Source organism: Stenotrophomonas sp. PS02298 (assembly GCF_029959445.1).
Lineage (GTDB): Bacteria > Pseudomonadota > Gammaproteobacteria > Xanthomonadales > Xanthomonadaceae > Stenotrophomonas.
The window spans coordinates 1-13,919 of sequence record NZ_JASCOR010000119.1 but is presented as its reverse complement, the minus strand read 5'-3'; the positions used below and the strand labels follow the sequence as shown (position 1 = coordinate 13,919).

The 13,919-nt window shown below is 63.5% G+C and carries 10 protein-coding genes; 1 reads left to right on the top strand and 9 read right to left on the bottom strand.

Translation table 11 applies throughout. The features are described from left to right. Positions 1–159: 159 nt before the first annotated feature. The 7 genes from QMX78_RS15680 to QMX78_RS15650 form a co-directional block, all read right to left on the bottom strand. Positions 160–1,434 carry a citrate synthase gene (locus QMX78_RS15680; protein ID WP_282271232.1) on the bottom strand — a complete coding sequence of 425 codons (1,275 nt, stop codon included), beginning with the start codon at positions 1,432–1,434 and terminating at the stop codon, positions 160–162. 278 nt (positions 1,435–1,712) lie between these two features. Continuing rightward, positions 1,713–1,955 carry a type B 50S ribosomal protein L31 gene (locus QMX78_RS15675; protein WP_054657059.1) on the bottom strand — a complete coding sequence of 81 codons (243 nt, stop codon included), beginning with the start codon at positions 1,953–1,955 and terminating at the stop codon, positions 1,713–1,715. 97 nt (positions 1,956–2,052) lie between these two features. Further along, a complete protein-coding gene (locus QMX78_RS15670) occupies positions 2,053–2,991 on the bottom strand; it encodes a nucleoside hydrolase (RefSeq protein ID WP_282271227.1) in 939 nt (312 codons plus the stop codon). A 65-nt stretch (positions 2,992–3,056) separates the two neighbouring features. After that, complete coding sequence (recG, locus tag QMX78_RS15665) at positions 3,057–5,186, bottom strand: ATP-dependent DNA helicase RecG (protein WP_282271225.1); 2,130 nt, start codon at positions 5,184–5,186, stop codon at positions 3,057–3,059. A gap of 201 nt (positions 5,187–5,387) precedes the next feature. Continuing rightward, positions 5,388–7,832, bottom strand: a complete 2,445-nt coding sequence (locus QMX78_RS15660) for a TonB-dependent receptor (protein WP_282271223.1) — start codon at positions 7,830–7,832, stop codon at positions 5,388–5,390. A gap of 42 nt (positions 7,833–7,874) precedes the next feature. Then, positions 7,875–9,062 (bottom strand): SO2930 family diheme c-type cytochrome, encoded by a 1,188-nt coding sequence (locus tag QMX78_RS15655; protein ID WP_282271221.1) that lies wholly within the window; start codon positions 9,060–9,062, stop codon positions 7,875–7,877. 9 nt (positions 9,063–9,071) lie between these two features. Beyond that, entirely contained in the window at positions 9,072–10,307 is a 1,236-nt protein-coding gene (locus tag QMX78_RS15650) for a parallel beta-helix domain-containing protein (protein ID WP_282271219.1), read from the bottom strand. Between the two features lie 117 nt (positions 10,308–10,424). Here QMX78_RS15650 and QMX78_RS15645 point away from each other — a divergent pair, with 117 nt between their 5' ends. Then, complete coding sequence (locus tag QMX78_RS15645) at positions 10,425–11,462, top strand: AraC family transcriptional regulator (protein ID WP_282271217.1); 1,038 nt, start codon at positions 10,425–10,427, stop codon at positions 11,460–11,462. 56 nt (positions 11,463–11,518) lie between these two features. Here the strand turns inward: QMX78_RS15645 and QMX78_RS15640 are convergent, their stop codons facing one another. Both QMX78_RS15640 and QMX78_RS15635 read right to left on the bottom strand, forming a co-directional pair. Further along, entirely contained in the window at positions 11,519–11,902 is a 384-nt protein-coding gene (locus QMX78_RS15640) for a RidA family protein (RefSeq protein ID WP_282271215.1), read from the bottom strand. Positions 11,903–12,578: 676 nt separating this feature from the next. After that, positions 12,579–13,220 (bottom strand): heme-binding beta-barrel domain-containing protein, encoded by a 642-nt coding sequence (locus QMX78_RS15635; RefSeq protein ID WP_282271213.1) that lies wholly within the window; start codon positions 13,218–13,220, stop codon positions 12,579–12,581. Positions 13,221–13,919: the final 699 nt, after the last annotated feature.

The window sequence follows — 13,919 nt, the reverse complement described above, 5'->3', positions numbered from 1 at the left end:
GAGCCATGCTCGGCAAAGGCATTCCCGGTAAAGCCTCTGCCGAGCATGGCTCGGCACTACAGGACACCCCTGTTTTTGCAGGAGTGGCGCACAAACAAAAACCCCGCCGAAGCGGGGTTTTTGTCGTGATGGAAGCGGCGCACTGCTGCGCCGTTGCCATTACTTGTAGTCGCGCACGTCGTGGCCGGTGTAGACCTGGCGCGGACGGCCGATCTTCATTTCCGGATCAACCTGCTGTTCCAGCCAATGCGATACCCAACCAGCGGTACGGCCCAGCGCGAACATGACGGTGAACATCTCGGTCGGGATGTTCAGTGCCTTGTAGATGATGCCGCTGTAGAAGTCGACGTTCGGATACAGCTTGCGGGCAACGAAGTACTCGTCCTGCAGCGCAGCCTGCTCCAGCTTGACGGCAACGTCGAGCAGCGGATCCTGCACGCCGAGCTGACCCAGCACCTGCTTGGTCATCTCACCGATGACCTTGGCGCGCGGATCGAAGTTCTTGTACACGCGGTGACCGAAGCCCATCAGGCGGAAGCCCGAGGTCTTGTCCTTGGCCTTGACCACGGCGGACTCGACGTTGTCGGCCGAACCGATCTCTTCCAGCATCTTCAGCACGGCTTCGTTGGCGCCGCCATGTGCCGGGCCCCACAGCGCGGTGACGCCAGCGGCGACCGATGCATACGGGTTGGCGCCGGTGGAGCCGACCAGACGCACGGTCGAGGTCGAGGCGTTCTGCTCGTGGTCGGCATGCAGGATGAACAGCAGGTCCAGTGCCTTGACCACGTCCTTGTTCAGGTCGTACTTGCCATCAGCCGACTCGAAGGTCTGCTTCAGGAAGCGGCTGACGTAGTCCAGCGAGGTGTCCGGCTTGTTGGCCGGCAGGCCAGCGCCGTGACGGTAGATCAGCGCCGACAGGGTCGGCACCTTGGCGATCAGACGCACTGCTGCCTGGCGGCGCTGCTCGGCATCTTCCAGGTCCAGCGAGGCGTGGTACTTGGCCGACAACTGCGCGATCGAGGCAGTCAGGATCGCCATCGGATGTGCGTCCTTGGCGAAGCTGCCGATCAAGGTGTTGATGGATTCATCAACGCCGGCTTCAGCGGTCAGTTCGGCTTCGAAAGCCTTCAGCTGGTCGGCGCTCGGACGATCGCCATTGATCAGCAGGTAAGCCACTTCGACGAAGCTGGACTTGGCGGCCAGCTGCTCGATCGGATAGCCGCGATACAACAGCACGCCGTTGTCGCCATCGATGTAGGTGATGGCCGACTTGCAGCTGGCGGTGGCGGTGTAGCCCGAGTCGTAGGTGAAGAGACCGGTTTCCTTGGTCAGCTTCGAGATATCGACACAGTTATTGCCCAGGACGGGTTTGACGACAGGCAGAACGACCGACTTGTCGCCGGCGTTGAGCGTGACCTGATCAAGATCGGACACAGTGTGCGCTCCTCAAGTGGAAGGCGCCTGTCCTGACGAAAGGGGTGCGGGCAGGCGCGTGAAGGAATTCCGCAGTTTTCCACTGCGGTTCCGACGATTATCGCACAGCAGCATTTGCAGTTTGCGAAGACAAAAGTCTTATAGCCGGAGTTTCCGCGCGACACAGCGTCGCACTGGCACAACCGCCCGATTCCGCAAGGGTTCAGCCGTACGACACGCAAGACAAAACAACGGCCGCGCAGAGCGCGGCCGTTGTCTGTGCAGCAACAACAGTTCGATCAGCGCGCGTAGCGCTTCTGGAACTTGTCGATGCGGCCGCTGGTATCGATAACCTTGTGCTTGCCCGTGTAGAACGGGTGCGAAGCCGAGGAAATTTCAACCTTGACGAGCGGATACTCTTCGCCGTCTTCCCACTTGACCGTTTCCTTGGAGGACATGGTCGAACGGGTCAGGAACTTGAAATCAGAGGTCACGTCGTGGAAAACGACGTTGTGGTAATCAGGATGGATATCGGCCTTCATGGGCTCGCACCGTGTGGGCTGGTGGTCAAGACGGCCATTATAAGCACGGCTTGCCGCAACAGGCAAGTCGTGCTTACTGAACCATTCCCCGGGGCCATTACTGGCCCAGCAGCGCCCCACGCACCTGGGCCTCGAAGCGGGCCTGGTCGTAGCCGATCAGCAGCGCCGTATTGTCCGGCACACCGGTCTGGCGGTTCCAGTCGACGATGGTGGCACCACGGGTACGGGTGCCGGTCAGTTCGATCGACAGCGGCCGTTGCTCAACCACCTTGCCGCCCTCCGGCTGCAGCGCCCAGGCCATCGCCAGCGCATCGGCGGCATACCAGCGCTCGCCGCGGCTGTCTTCCGACCACAGCCGGGTCTGGCGTGAGATCAGCTCGTAGAAACGCGCCTTGTCGGTATCTGCAGCAAGCCACTGTTCGACATCACGGTGCAGCAGACCGTGGGCGATGGTGGCCTCCCAGTCTGCGACTTCGATGAACGGGAACGAGGTGAAGACGATATGCGCCGATTCCGGATCGAAGGCGATATTGAACTCGGCGGCCGGGGTGATGTTGCCGTGCCCAGTGATCGCGCCGCCCATCACCACGAAGCGCTTCACGCGCTGCGGCAAGCTTGGGTCGAGCTTCAGCGCGAGCGCGATATTGGTCAGCGGACCCAGTGCCACCAGCAGCAATTCGCCTGCATATTGGTGCGACAGGCGCAGGATCGCCAAGGCCGCGTGTTCGGCCTCCACCTTGCGTGCAGCCAACGGCAGATCGACATCGCCAAAACCGTCGCGGCCATGCACGTGCGCGGCGTCTTCGGCCGGGTACACCAGCGGATCGGCGGTACCCGCGAACACCGGCACGTCTTCACGGCCAGCCACTTCGCACAGCTTCAGCGCGTTGCGCACGGTGTATTCGAGGCCGACGTTGCCCGCTGCCACTGTCAGCGCGACCACGTCGTGGCGCTCATCGGCAAAGGCCATCAGCAGTGCCAGCGCATCGTCCACGCCCGGATCAGTATCAATCAGCAACGGTATCTTCTTGCTCATCTTCTGCTTCACTTCTGGTTGGCCATGGAGTCTGTCACGGCCTCCATGACAGTGGAAGCACGCAATCAGGCCGATGCGTAGCGCACTGCCCCGCCTATCCAGCGGTTGACGATGCGATCAGCCAATTCCGGCGCATCACTGAGCAGGCGTTCGGCCAGATCGTGCACAGTCGGCAACAGACCCGCATCACGGGCCAGATCAGCCACGCGGAACGCGGCCAGGCCGGTCTGGCGGGTACCCAGCAGCTCACCGGGACCGCGCAGTTCCAGGTCCTTCTCGGCGATCAGGAAGCCGTCGGACGTCAGCCGCATGGTTTCCAGGCGCTCGCGTGCCATCGCCGACAGCGGTGCCTGGTACATCAGCACGCAGCTGGATGCGGTTGCACCACGGCCGACGCGGCCGCGCAGCTGGTGCAGCTGGGCCAGGCCCAGACGTTCGGCGTTCTCGATGATCATCAACGAGGCGTTTGGCACATCGACACCGACTTCGATCACCGTGGTGGCGACCAGCAGATCGGTCTCGGCCTGTTTGAAGGCGCGCATCGCCGCCTGCTTCTCCGCCGCCTTCATGCGGCCGTGGACCAGGCCTATGCGCAACTCAGGCAGTTGTGCTGACAGCGTCTCGAAGGTGGTCTGCGCGGCCTGCGCATCCATGCGTGCATTGCCGGGGCCGGCGTCTTCCTCGCTCTCTTCGATCAGCGTGCAGACCCAATACACCTGCCGGCCCTGCTGGCAGGCGATGCGGATGCGTTCGACCAGTTCCGGCCGCCGCTCGGCGCTGATGGCGATGGTCTGCACCGGCGTGCGACCGGGCGGCAGTTCGTCGATGGCCGATACATCCAGATCCGAATACGCCGCCATCGCCAAGGTGCGCGGGATCGGCGTGGCGGTCATCACCAGCTGATGCGGCACTACACCGGCCGTTGCGCCCTTGTCGCGCAGGGCAAGCCGCTGGTGCACGCCGAAGCGGTGCTGCTCATCGACGATGGCCAGTGCCAGATCGTTGAACACGACGCTGTCCTGCATCAGCGCATGGGTGCCCACCACCACCTGTGCATGGCCGCTGGCAACATCCTCCAGCACCTTGGCGCGGGCCTTGCCGGTGACCTTGCCGGCCAGCCAGGCCACGCGCACATCCAGCGGTTCCAGCCAGCTGCGCAGGTTGTTCAGGTGCTGCTCGGCCAGCAGCTCGGTGGGTGCGGCCAGCGCGACCTGTTTGCCGCGTTCTACTGCCAGCATCGCTGCCAACGCCGCGACTACGGTCTTGCCCGAGCCGACGTCGCCCTGCACCAGCCGCAACATTGGATGGGCGCGGGCCAGGTCTTTGCGGATCTCGTCGAATACGCGCTGCTGCGCGCCGGTCAGCTTGAACGGCAAGGAGTCGCGCAGGGCTTTGACCAGTCCGTCGCGGCCACGCAGCGACGGCGCGCGATGTTGCTGCAGGGCGATGCGCTGGCGGCGCAGGCTGAGGTGGTGTGCCAGCAGTTCCTCCAGCGCCAAGCGGCGCTGCGCCGGATGCGTACCCGCCCCAAGGGCAGCGATATCGGCGTCGGCCGGCGGCCGGTGCATGGTCAGCATGGCTTCGCGCAACGCCGGCAGGCCCATGCCGGCGAGCAAGGCCGGCGGCAGCAGCTCCAATGCGGCCGCATCGGGTAAACGATCCAGTGCCTGTCCGATCAACTTGCGCAGGCTGGCCGGGCCGATGCCCTCCACTGCCGGGTACACCGGATCCAGTACCGCGCCCAACGCGGCGTCTTCGCCATCACCGAGCACGTGATAGCTGGGATGCACGATCTCCAGCCCATTCTGACCCGCGCGCGGTGTGCCATAGGCGCGCAGACGGCGACCGACGGCGAACCGCGATACCTGCGCAGCGCGGAAGTGGAAGAAACGCAGCACCAGGGTGGCGCCGGAGTCGTCGCTGATCGCCACCCGCAGCACCGGCCGGTAACGGAAGCCTCGCTCCACTGCCTCCACCCTGCCCTCCACCTGCGCGGCCATGCCCGCCTTCAAGGCGCGGATCGGCAGCAGCGTGGTGCGGTCCTCGTAGCGCAGCGGCAGGTGCAGCCACAGGTCCTGCAAGCTGGTCAGCCCGCGCGCTTCCAGCTTGGCTGCCACCCGTGGCCCGACCCCGGCCAGGCGGCTCAGTGGTTCGGTGGAAAGATCGAGGGTGGCGAGGTCACGGCGTGCAGACATTGCATAAGGATGCCGTCATGCGCTGCAAACAGAAACCCCGGCGTGGTTGGACGCCGGGGTTTCCTACTCCCCCAAGTGCTGATTTGTCACGGTGTTGTCGATTGGCGCCTTGTTACGGTGACTGTACGTGGCGCGCAGGCCCTCACCCCCAACCCCTCTCCCGCAAGCGGGAGAGGGGAGCCCTTTGCGCAGGCGACTCTGCTAGAACTTCACGGTCATTTCCAGGCCGTAGGTGCGGGGATCGGTGATGGTTGCGCCGACTACGCCCAGCGGATCGCGCCCGTAGGTATTCAGGCCGCGGACGTACTGCTTGTCGAACACGTTGTTGGCGTACACCGCCCAGTTCCAGTGTTTCAGCGGCGAGGTCCAGCCAATGCGTACGTCGGTGCGCTGCTGTGATTCGCCGATGTTGAGCACCTTGCTGATGCCGCAGTCACCCTGCAGGTCGGAACCTGCGTTGCAACGCTGCGCGCCACGGTAGGCGTGGCGCAGCGAGAAGCGCAACTGGCCGTTGCCGCCAAGGTCGGCGACGTAGACCGCGCCAGCCGAGGCCGTGAAGCGCGGTTCGCCGGTCGGTGCACCGTCAAGATCCACACCTTCGGGTGTCACGTAATTCTTGTACTTGGAATCGATCCATTCGGCCGCCGCATCCAGGGTCAGACCATCGGTGACCTTCCAGCGCATGTCAAAGTCCACGCCAGTGGCCTGCAGGTCGCTGGTGTCGAATACATAGACCGGGATATCGACCGGATTGTTCGGATCCGGATCGATCAGGCGGATCGCCTGCCGGTTGTCGTACTGGTAGTGGAAGACAGAGACGTTGTAGGAGAAGCGATCGAAGCTCTGCTTCAGGCCGACTTCCAGATTCCACACATCCTCGTTCTCGAACGCCGGACCGATCTGCAGCGCGTTGAAGCCACCTGCCTTGTAGCCCTTGGCCAGCGAGCCGAACACCATGGTGTCGTCATTGAGGTGGTAGTCGACGACGAAGCGCGGGCTCCAGTCACTCCAGCTCTTCTTGTCGCGCACCAGCTTGCCCTTGTTGACCATGGCCGGCGGGTCGATGAAAGCCATGTCGAAGGTCAGCAGCTCGCGGGTGATCGGGATGCCCATGCCGGCCAGCGCCTGGAAGAAGCCAAGCGCCTCCAGCGTAGCGAGCTTGGCTTCGAGGCCGGGCGCGTTGCGCGGTGTGTTGAGCCAGGTGAAGTCCTTCTCGTCGCGGGTGTAACGCAGGCCGAAGGTCAGGTTGAGGCGATCGGTGGCCTTCCAGATCACATCACCGAAGGCGGCGTACGAGGTGGTGCCCAGCGTGTTGCTGAAGCGCTCGTTCCATTTCTCGCCGACCAGCGAAATCGGGATGCCGTTCATCTGCGCCAGCATCGAAGTGAAATTGAACAGGCTGCCATCGGGAATGCCGAGCTGATAGGCCACGCCCATGTTGCGGATGATGTTGTCCACCGCCTCGGTATTGGTGTTGACCTCGCTGGTCTGGCGCGCGTCCTCGTTGAAGTAGCTGGCGCCGGCCACCCAATCGAAGCGTTCATTGCTGCCGGAGAACTTGAACTCCTGGTAGAAGGTCTCGTTGTTCTCGGTGTTCTTCGAGTCCACGTACAGGTCGAAACGGTTGGTGCCGTCTTCCTCGGTGTGGTTGGTGGAGTCGTACTTGCGCCAGGAGCTGGTGGAGGTGAAATTGCCCCAGGACAGCGCGTGGTCGACGATCAGGCTGACGCCGTCGAAGGTGCGCCACTCGGCATTGTCGGCATCGCTGTAGGTCTTGATCTTGCGCGGGTCCAGATAGTCGTCCGGATCCACCGGTACTGGCGGCCGCGCCGGATAGACCGGCAACGGCACGATGCCGGTGGTGACGCGGCCGTTCTGGTCCAGGCTTTCGTGGTCCCAGGTGATGTAGGCGGTGGTGTTGTCGCCGAAGCGGCTCTGCCAGGCTGCGCGGGTGGCCCAGACGTTCTCGCCGCCCAGGTCCTTGCCGGTGGCGCCGTCCTGGAACCAACCGTCACTGGTGTTGATCAATGCATTGAAGCGCAGCGCCGAGTTGTCACCGGTCGGGATGTTCCACATCGCATCGGCGTACTTCTTGCCGTAGTTGCCGACGCGCACGGTGGCGCGCGCCTCGGTCTCAGCCTGCGGGCGCCGAGTCACCAGCGAGATCGCACCGGCAGCGGTGTTGCGTCCGAACAAGGTGCCCTGCGGGCCCTTCAGCACTTCGATGCGTTCCACATCGACGAAGGGCAGCAGTACGCCGCCGCCTCGCCCGCCGTAGACGCCGTCAACGAAGATGCCTACGGCCGGATCGGTACCGATACCGAAGTCGTCGGTCTCCACGCCGCGCAGCCGGAACGATGGCTGGGTCGGCTGCACCGCGCTGATCACCAGTCCCGGCACCAGCGAGTCGATGTCGCCAAGATTCTCGGCGGCCACGTCGTTGAGCAGGTTCTGATCGACTACCTGCAGTGCGATTGGTACATCCTGTATTTCCTGCTGTCGGCTCTGCGCAGTGACGGTGATGCGATCAAGCGTGGTGGCAGCATCCTCCGTCGCCGACTGTGCCATTGCCGGGGCAACCGCCCCCACCACCATCAGCCCGGCCAAGGCCCGCTGCAGTCCGACTACCAGATTCCGTTGCTTCACTCGCATCGCGTTCTCTCCCACGCAGTGAGGTGTATGCCGGCGTCAGACCGCCGGCGGGCCCGTGTTGCCGGGCTGGCCTTCGCCAGCCGTGTCGCAGTTTGTTTCCAGCGCGTTGATCCATTCCCGGATCAAGGTCACGCCTTCGCTGTGCACCACCGCCCGCCCAACCTCGGGCATCATCACCGCAGGGTCATCACTGTCCATGCGGTAGGCGATGATCGAGGCATCCGCATCACCCGGCTGGATGTCGTAGCGGCGGTTGCCAGTGCCCTTGCCCGCTGCAATCGGCTGCTTGCACATGCCCAGCTTCAGGTGATCCCGGGTGGGTGCGTCCAGCCACAGGCCGGAGGTGATGGCCGGGCCGGTGCGGCTATGGCAATGGCCACAATTCACGTCCAGATAAGCACGTGCACGCGCCTCCAGCGGCGCGGCGGGATCAGTGGCATCGGCCGCGCGTGGCAGCTGTGCCGGTGCAGGCAGGTCTTTCAGATAGCCGAGTTTGACCAGATGCGCGAGCTGGTTGTCGTGGCCGCTGAGGTAGTCGAAATCGCGATTGAGGTTGCGTGCCTTGGGGCCGATCGGCAGCAGCTTGCGCGAGCGGTTGTCGGTGATATGGCAACCACCGCACTGGTTCTGGTCCGGCACCTGGTACGCAAGTGCTTCACGCGAGCCATCCGCGGCAACCAGCTCCAGATCCACGCTGGCGCCGGTGCGTTGCAAGGTCGCCTCGGTCTGCTGCGGGTTCCAGACATAGGGCAAGGCCACCCAGCCTTCCTTGCGGTGGACCAGCAGCCGGGTCTCGATCAGCCGCACCTTGGACAAGTCCAGGCTCTCTTCATGCAACGAGGACTGCGACGGCGGCGTACGCGCCACCGACGTCCCATCACCGACACCGGTGGCCGGCAGCGGATAGTAGAAGGTCTTGCTGAGGATGGTGCCGACCGGGAAGTCGAAGGCGTGCTCTGGCTGGTAGCCGGCGGCCCGACCCTTCGGCATCCATACCGTGCGCAGCTTGTGCGCGTAATCGCTGAACAGCGGTGTGTTCAGGTCGTACGGTACGACGCCTTCATTGAGTGTCAGTTTGCCATCGCGGATGCGCAGCACATGCCACTCATCCAGCGTCGCCGGCTGGCCCTGCTCGAAGAAATGCACCGCAGCCGGTTTGCCACAGCCCACCAGCATCAGCAGGGCGCTGAACAGCACGATCACCCGCACCATCAGATTGCGCATGCCAGGACCTCAACCACGCTTCAGATCGATGGCCGGCAGGCGCGGCAGATCGCATTCAAATGGCTTGGCGTCCTTGCTCGGGTTCTTGTAACCGCCAGGACCATCGGCGTTGACCACGCCACTGACATTGCGCAGGCAGATCTGTGGGCCAAGCTTGACCCCGTCCACCATCCGCTCCTTGTTGTAGTAGCCATCCCACAGCACGTCCGGGAAGTTGCCGGTCAGGCCATACATCGCCACTTTCAAGGCCTTCAGGTCCAGTCCGTCGGGGGAGTCGCCGCCGCCGGACAAGGTGTTGTTGTGGATGTAGATGCGTTCCGGATACGGATCAAAATTGGGCGAGGCGCTGCTGTCCTTGTAGCCGGTGGAATACACGCTGGAGACGATGATGTTGGTGGTGGCGTTGTCACGCACCTCGTTGTCGAATACCTCGATGTCATCGTTGGAGTTGATGACGATGCCCGAGCCGGCAGGCACGCTGGCCACCGGCGTGCCCTTGGCACCGAAATTCTCGTGGTTGTTGGCGATGACCTTGTTGTTGAACACGCGGATATTGCCGCCCTGCTGCGACAGGCCCGGCATGTTGAACACCAGGATGCCGCCGGTGTTGCCGGTGGCGACGTTGTCGTACACGTCGGCGTTGCGGGTGTTCTCGACTTCGATACCGGCCACGTTCTGCTCGGCACGGCTGTTGCGCACGATCACCCCATCAGACTGGCCAACATAGATGCCAGCATCGGACGCGCCGATGGAAATGGTGTTCTCGATCAGTACGTTTTTGGTCAGTACCGGGTAGATGCCATAGGCGCCGTTCTTGGTGCTGGGCCCGCCGGTCCACTGCACCTTTACTCCACGGATGGTGATGTTCTCCGACTCGCTGATCTTCAGCCCGTCGCCCTTGGAGTCCTCGATGGTGAGGTTCTCGATGGTGAAGTTGTCGCCGTTGACCAGCAGCCCTTCGGCACCGGCCTTCTGCCCCTTGAAGCTGAGCACGGTCTGGTCCATGCCGGCACCACGGATGGTAACGCCGTCGGCGCGCAGGCTCAGGCTGCGCTCGAACTGGTGGCGACCGGCCGGGATGTCGATCACGTCGCCGGGCTTGGCGTCGAGCAGGCGCTCCTGCAGCGTAGCCGCGAATGCCCCGTCGGCCGCAGCCACGCTTGGTGCCTGTTCGGCCTGCTTCTGGCAGCCGACGACCATGACGGCCAAGGTGGCGGAAACCGCCCAGGTGATGCTGCGCTGCATGACGTGCTCCCATACGGTGGCAGATGTTGGGCGCAGTCTGGCCTTCAGGCAGTGTTCACGCGAAGGGCAAGAACGGCATACTTGGGGGGGCAAAGCGGACAAGCTGGAGGGGCTTGAATGCATCGCAGGATCAGCGGCGGCGACCGCCTGAGCATCGCCAACGTTCCAACCAACATGCTCTGTGGCCTGTTGCTGCTGGCCGAGCAACGCGGCGTCAGCAGCGACAACTGGTTCAATGGGCTGCAATTGAGCGCCGCGCAGCTCAACGATCCCAGTGCCCGCATTTCCTACCGGCAGGCAATCGAGGTGATACGCCGCGCCCTGCCCACCTTCCCCATCGACGGGGTCGGCCTGGCCATGGGCGGCAACCAGAACGGTGGCAACTTCGGCCTGCTCGGCTTGGCGATGAAGACCGCACGCACGTTTGGCGACGCGGTGCGGATAGGGCTGGATTACCAGCGCAACCTCGGCCCGCTGATGAGCCTGGCCCTGGAAGACGGCGGCAGCGACAGCCTGGCCATCGTCGCTACCGCGCCGGATGAAGCCAACGACCTGCTGCAGTTCCTCTGCGAGGAGATGTTCTCCAGCATCGTGATGCTGGGCCGCGAACTGGCAGGCAACGCGTTCAGCCCGCTGCGGCTGGAACTGGGCTATCCGGCACCGGCCTGCATCGGCCAGTACCAGGCCTTGTTCCGCTGTGAGCTGCGCTTCAACCAGCCACGCCACGCCTTGGTATTGGAGCAGCGTTGGATGCAGCTGCCGTTTGCCAGCTACAACCCGGTGACGTCGCAGCAGGCGCTATCGATGTGCCACGCGCAACTGGCAACGCTGGCCTCGCGCGGCGAAACCACTGCTGCGGTCGAGCGCCAGCTGCGGCCACGGCTACGTGACAACCCGCAGATGAGCGAAATCGCGCTGGCCCTGCACCTGAGCGAGCGCACCCTGCGCCGGCAATTGGCCGACGAGGAAACCAGCTTCAGCGAAGTGCACGATCGCGTGCGCACCGAGCGCGCACTGGAACTGCTGCAGGACCCGGAGCTCGCCGTTGCCGCGATCGGCAACCAGCTGGGCTTCAACGACGCGCGCGAGTTCCGCCGCGCCTTCAAGCGCTGGACCGGGCAGACCCCGAGCGGAACCCGTTTGCCGCCAAACTGAAACGCAGATGCCCGGTTTCCCGGGCATCTGCTTCACCACCGGATCCGCGTTGCGGATCAGTCGATGATCATGATCGCATCGACTTCGAACGCGGCGCCCTTCGGCAGGCCCGACACTTCGATGGTCGAACGGGCCGGGAACGGGGCCTGGAAGTACTCCTGCATGACCGCATTGACCTTGGCGAACTCGCCCAGGTCGGTCAGGTACAGGCCAAGGCGCACCATCTTGTCCAGCGAACCACCGGCTTCCTCGGCCACGGCCTTGAGGTTGTCGAAGGCGCGACGGGCCTGCGCGGTGACGTCGCCAGCGACGATTTCACCGGTCGCCGGGTCCAACGGAATCTGGCCGGAGAAATACACGGTGTTGCCGGCGCGCACGGCCTGCGAGTACGGGCCGATGGCGGCCGGGGCATCGGCGGTGTTGATGATCTGGCGGGACATGGACAGCTCCAGTCTGGAAAAGGTGGGCCATTGTAGCGTCGCCAGCTTGGCGGGCAGCTGACTGGGCTGGCCTTGGTCAAAAAATCACCAGAAGACCGAGAGTGCTGCGGCACAAGGCTTGCCGAGGTTTATCCACAGCTTGTAGCCATCACAGGGCACAGCCTGTGTGGATAGCGTGGCCGGCAAACAAAACGCAGCTGTGTAGGAGCGGCGTCAGCCGCGAAGCAGATGGTCCAGCAGATTGCGGGCAAGCCCGTGATTCCAGCGACGCCAGCTTCGCGGCTGACGCCTGTCCTACGGCGCTCTATCGGTAGAGCCCCTGCCGAGCATGGCTCGGCACTACAGTGGATCCATCCACAGGTCGTGGACAAAATATCACCATGTTTTGCAGAAGCTTGCAGCGCAAGGGCTGCAGAGCTTTATCCACAGCTTGTCTATGCAGCAGGACACAGTCTGTGTGGATAGCGGAATACGGGTAGAGCCGAGCCATGCTCGGCTGGGGCTCTACCGAAGAACCAGCTGTTGGATTTGCGGGAGCGGCGTCAGCCGCGAAGCAGATGATCCATCCAGTTGGCCTGCATGCCTGCTCGATTCATTGGCACCAGCTTCGCGGTTGCCACCGCTCCCACAAGTGGCCTGCATTGCCGGTAAAGCCCCTGCCGAGCATGGCTCGGCACTACGCGGCCGCTTCGGCCTGCGCGGTTGGGTTGGGGGTTGGCTCGCCGATCCGGCGCAGCGTGTTGCGGTCGGTATGCGCGAACGGCTCGCTGCGGTCCGGAATGACCAGCATCGTTTCCTGTTCGTAGGACCAGCTGCCGTCGTCATTGATGGTGACCTCGATCTCGTAGCTTTCGGTACGGAACGCGTGTTCGAGAAACGGGTTCGAGCTGATGCCATTGGTGGTTGAGCCGCGCTCGGCGCGCAGGCGGAAGCGCTTCGCATCGGGCGCCGCCTTGCCAACTGCCATCGCGGTCTGCCCACGCGGAATGGTCAGCGTCTGGATCACCGTACCGGTCGCCGGCTCCCACAGCCAGTAGCCGACCTGATCGTGGAAGGTCTCCACTTCACCGGGCTTGTGGATGCGTGTGTGATAACGCAGCCCGTAGAACAATTGCGGGCCATTGGGCTGCGCGTCGATCGGCTGCAGTTCGACGTGCTCGATGAAAGCCTGCCGCTCGGGGCCATCGGCCTTGGGATTGACGTCCATGCCGCGCTCGCCGATCCAGATGCCGGCCATCGGCGCCAGTGGCCCGAGGTTGGCCAGCGTATCGGTATCGGCAGTGGGTTCGGTATAGATGTCTTCCGGGAACGTCGTCATGAGGTACAGCCATGTGGGTATCCCGCCCATGGTACGCAGAACACCCTGCAGGCTCACCTCCACCTGTCCACAAGTGATGGACAAAATATCACCATTTTTTGCAGAGGGCCGTGGCACAAGGGCTGCGCGGCCTTATCCACAGCTTGTGTATGCAGCAGGACACAGTCTGTGTGGATAGCGGAATACAGGTAGCGCCGAGCCATGCTCGGCTGGGGCTCTATCGAAAAGCCAGCTGTGGTTTTTTGTAGGAGCGGCGTAAGCCGCGAAGCTGATGGTTCAACAGATTGCAGGCAGTTCGGCGATCCCTGCTGCGCCAGCTTCGCGGCTGACGCAGCTCCCACAGTGCCACGGTTGGATCAGAAAGACCCCTGTCGAGCATGGCTCGGCACTACAGCGGCTTGCCCACAGCTCGTGGACAAAATATCACCACGTTCTGCAGAGGACCGTGGCACAAGGGCTGCGAGGCCTTATCCACAGCTTGTATATGCAGCAGGACACAGTCTGTGTGGATAGCGGAATACAGGTAGAGCCGAGCCATGCTCGGGGGGGCTCTATCGAAAACCAGCTGTGGGTTCTGTAGGAGCGGCGTCAGCCGCGAAGCCAATGGTTCGGCAGATTGCAGGCAGTCCCGCGATTTCGGCTGTGCCAGCTTCGCCGCGGTCGCCGCGTAGAAAAAATAACCGTGGCGCCCCATCCCAG

What these genes read in the sequence shown, in the direction of transcription:
- QMX78_RS15675 (WP_054657059.1), bottom strand. Translation starts at nt 1,955, where the DNA reads ATGAAGGCCGATATCCATCCTGATTACCACAACGTCGTTTTCCACGAC.
- QMX78_RS15670 (WP_282271227.1), bottom strand. Translation starts at nt 2,991, where the DNA reads ATGAGCAAGAAGATACCGTTGCTGATTGATACTGATCCGGGCGTGGAC.
- recG (WP_282271225.1), bottom strand. Translation starts at nt 5,186, where the DNA reads ATGTCTGCACGCCGTGACCTCGCCACCCTCGATCTTTCCACCGAACCA.
- QMX78_RS15655 (WP_282271221.1), bottom strand. Translation starts at nt 9,062, where the DNA reads ATGCGCAATCTGATGGTGCGGGTGATCGTGCTGTTCAGCGCCCTGCTG.
- QMX78_RS15650 (WP_282271219.1), bottom strand. Translation starts at nt 10,307, where the DNA reads ATGCAGCGCAGCATCACCTGGGCGGTTTCCGCCACCTTGGCCGTCATG.
- QMX78_RS15645 (WP_282271217.1), top strand. Translation starts at nt 10,425, where the DNA reads ATGCATCGCAGGATCAGCGGCGGCGACCGCCTGAGCATCGCCAACGTT.
- QMX78_RS15640 (WP_282271215.1), bottom strand. Translation starts at nt 11,902, where the DNA reads ATGTCCCGCCAGATCATCAACACCGCCGATGCCCCGGCCGCCATCGGC.
- QMX78_RS15635 (WP_282271213.1), bottom strand. Translation starts at nt 13,220, where the DNA reads ATGACGACGTTCCCGGAAGACATCTATACCGAACCCACTGCCGATACC.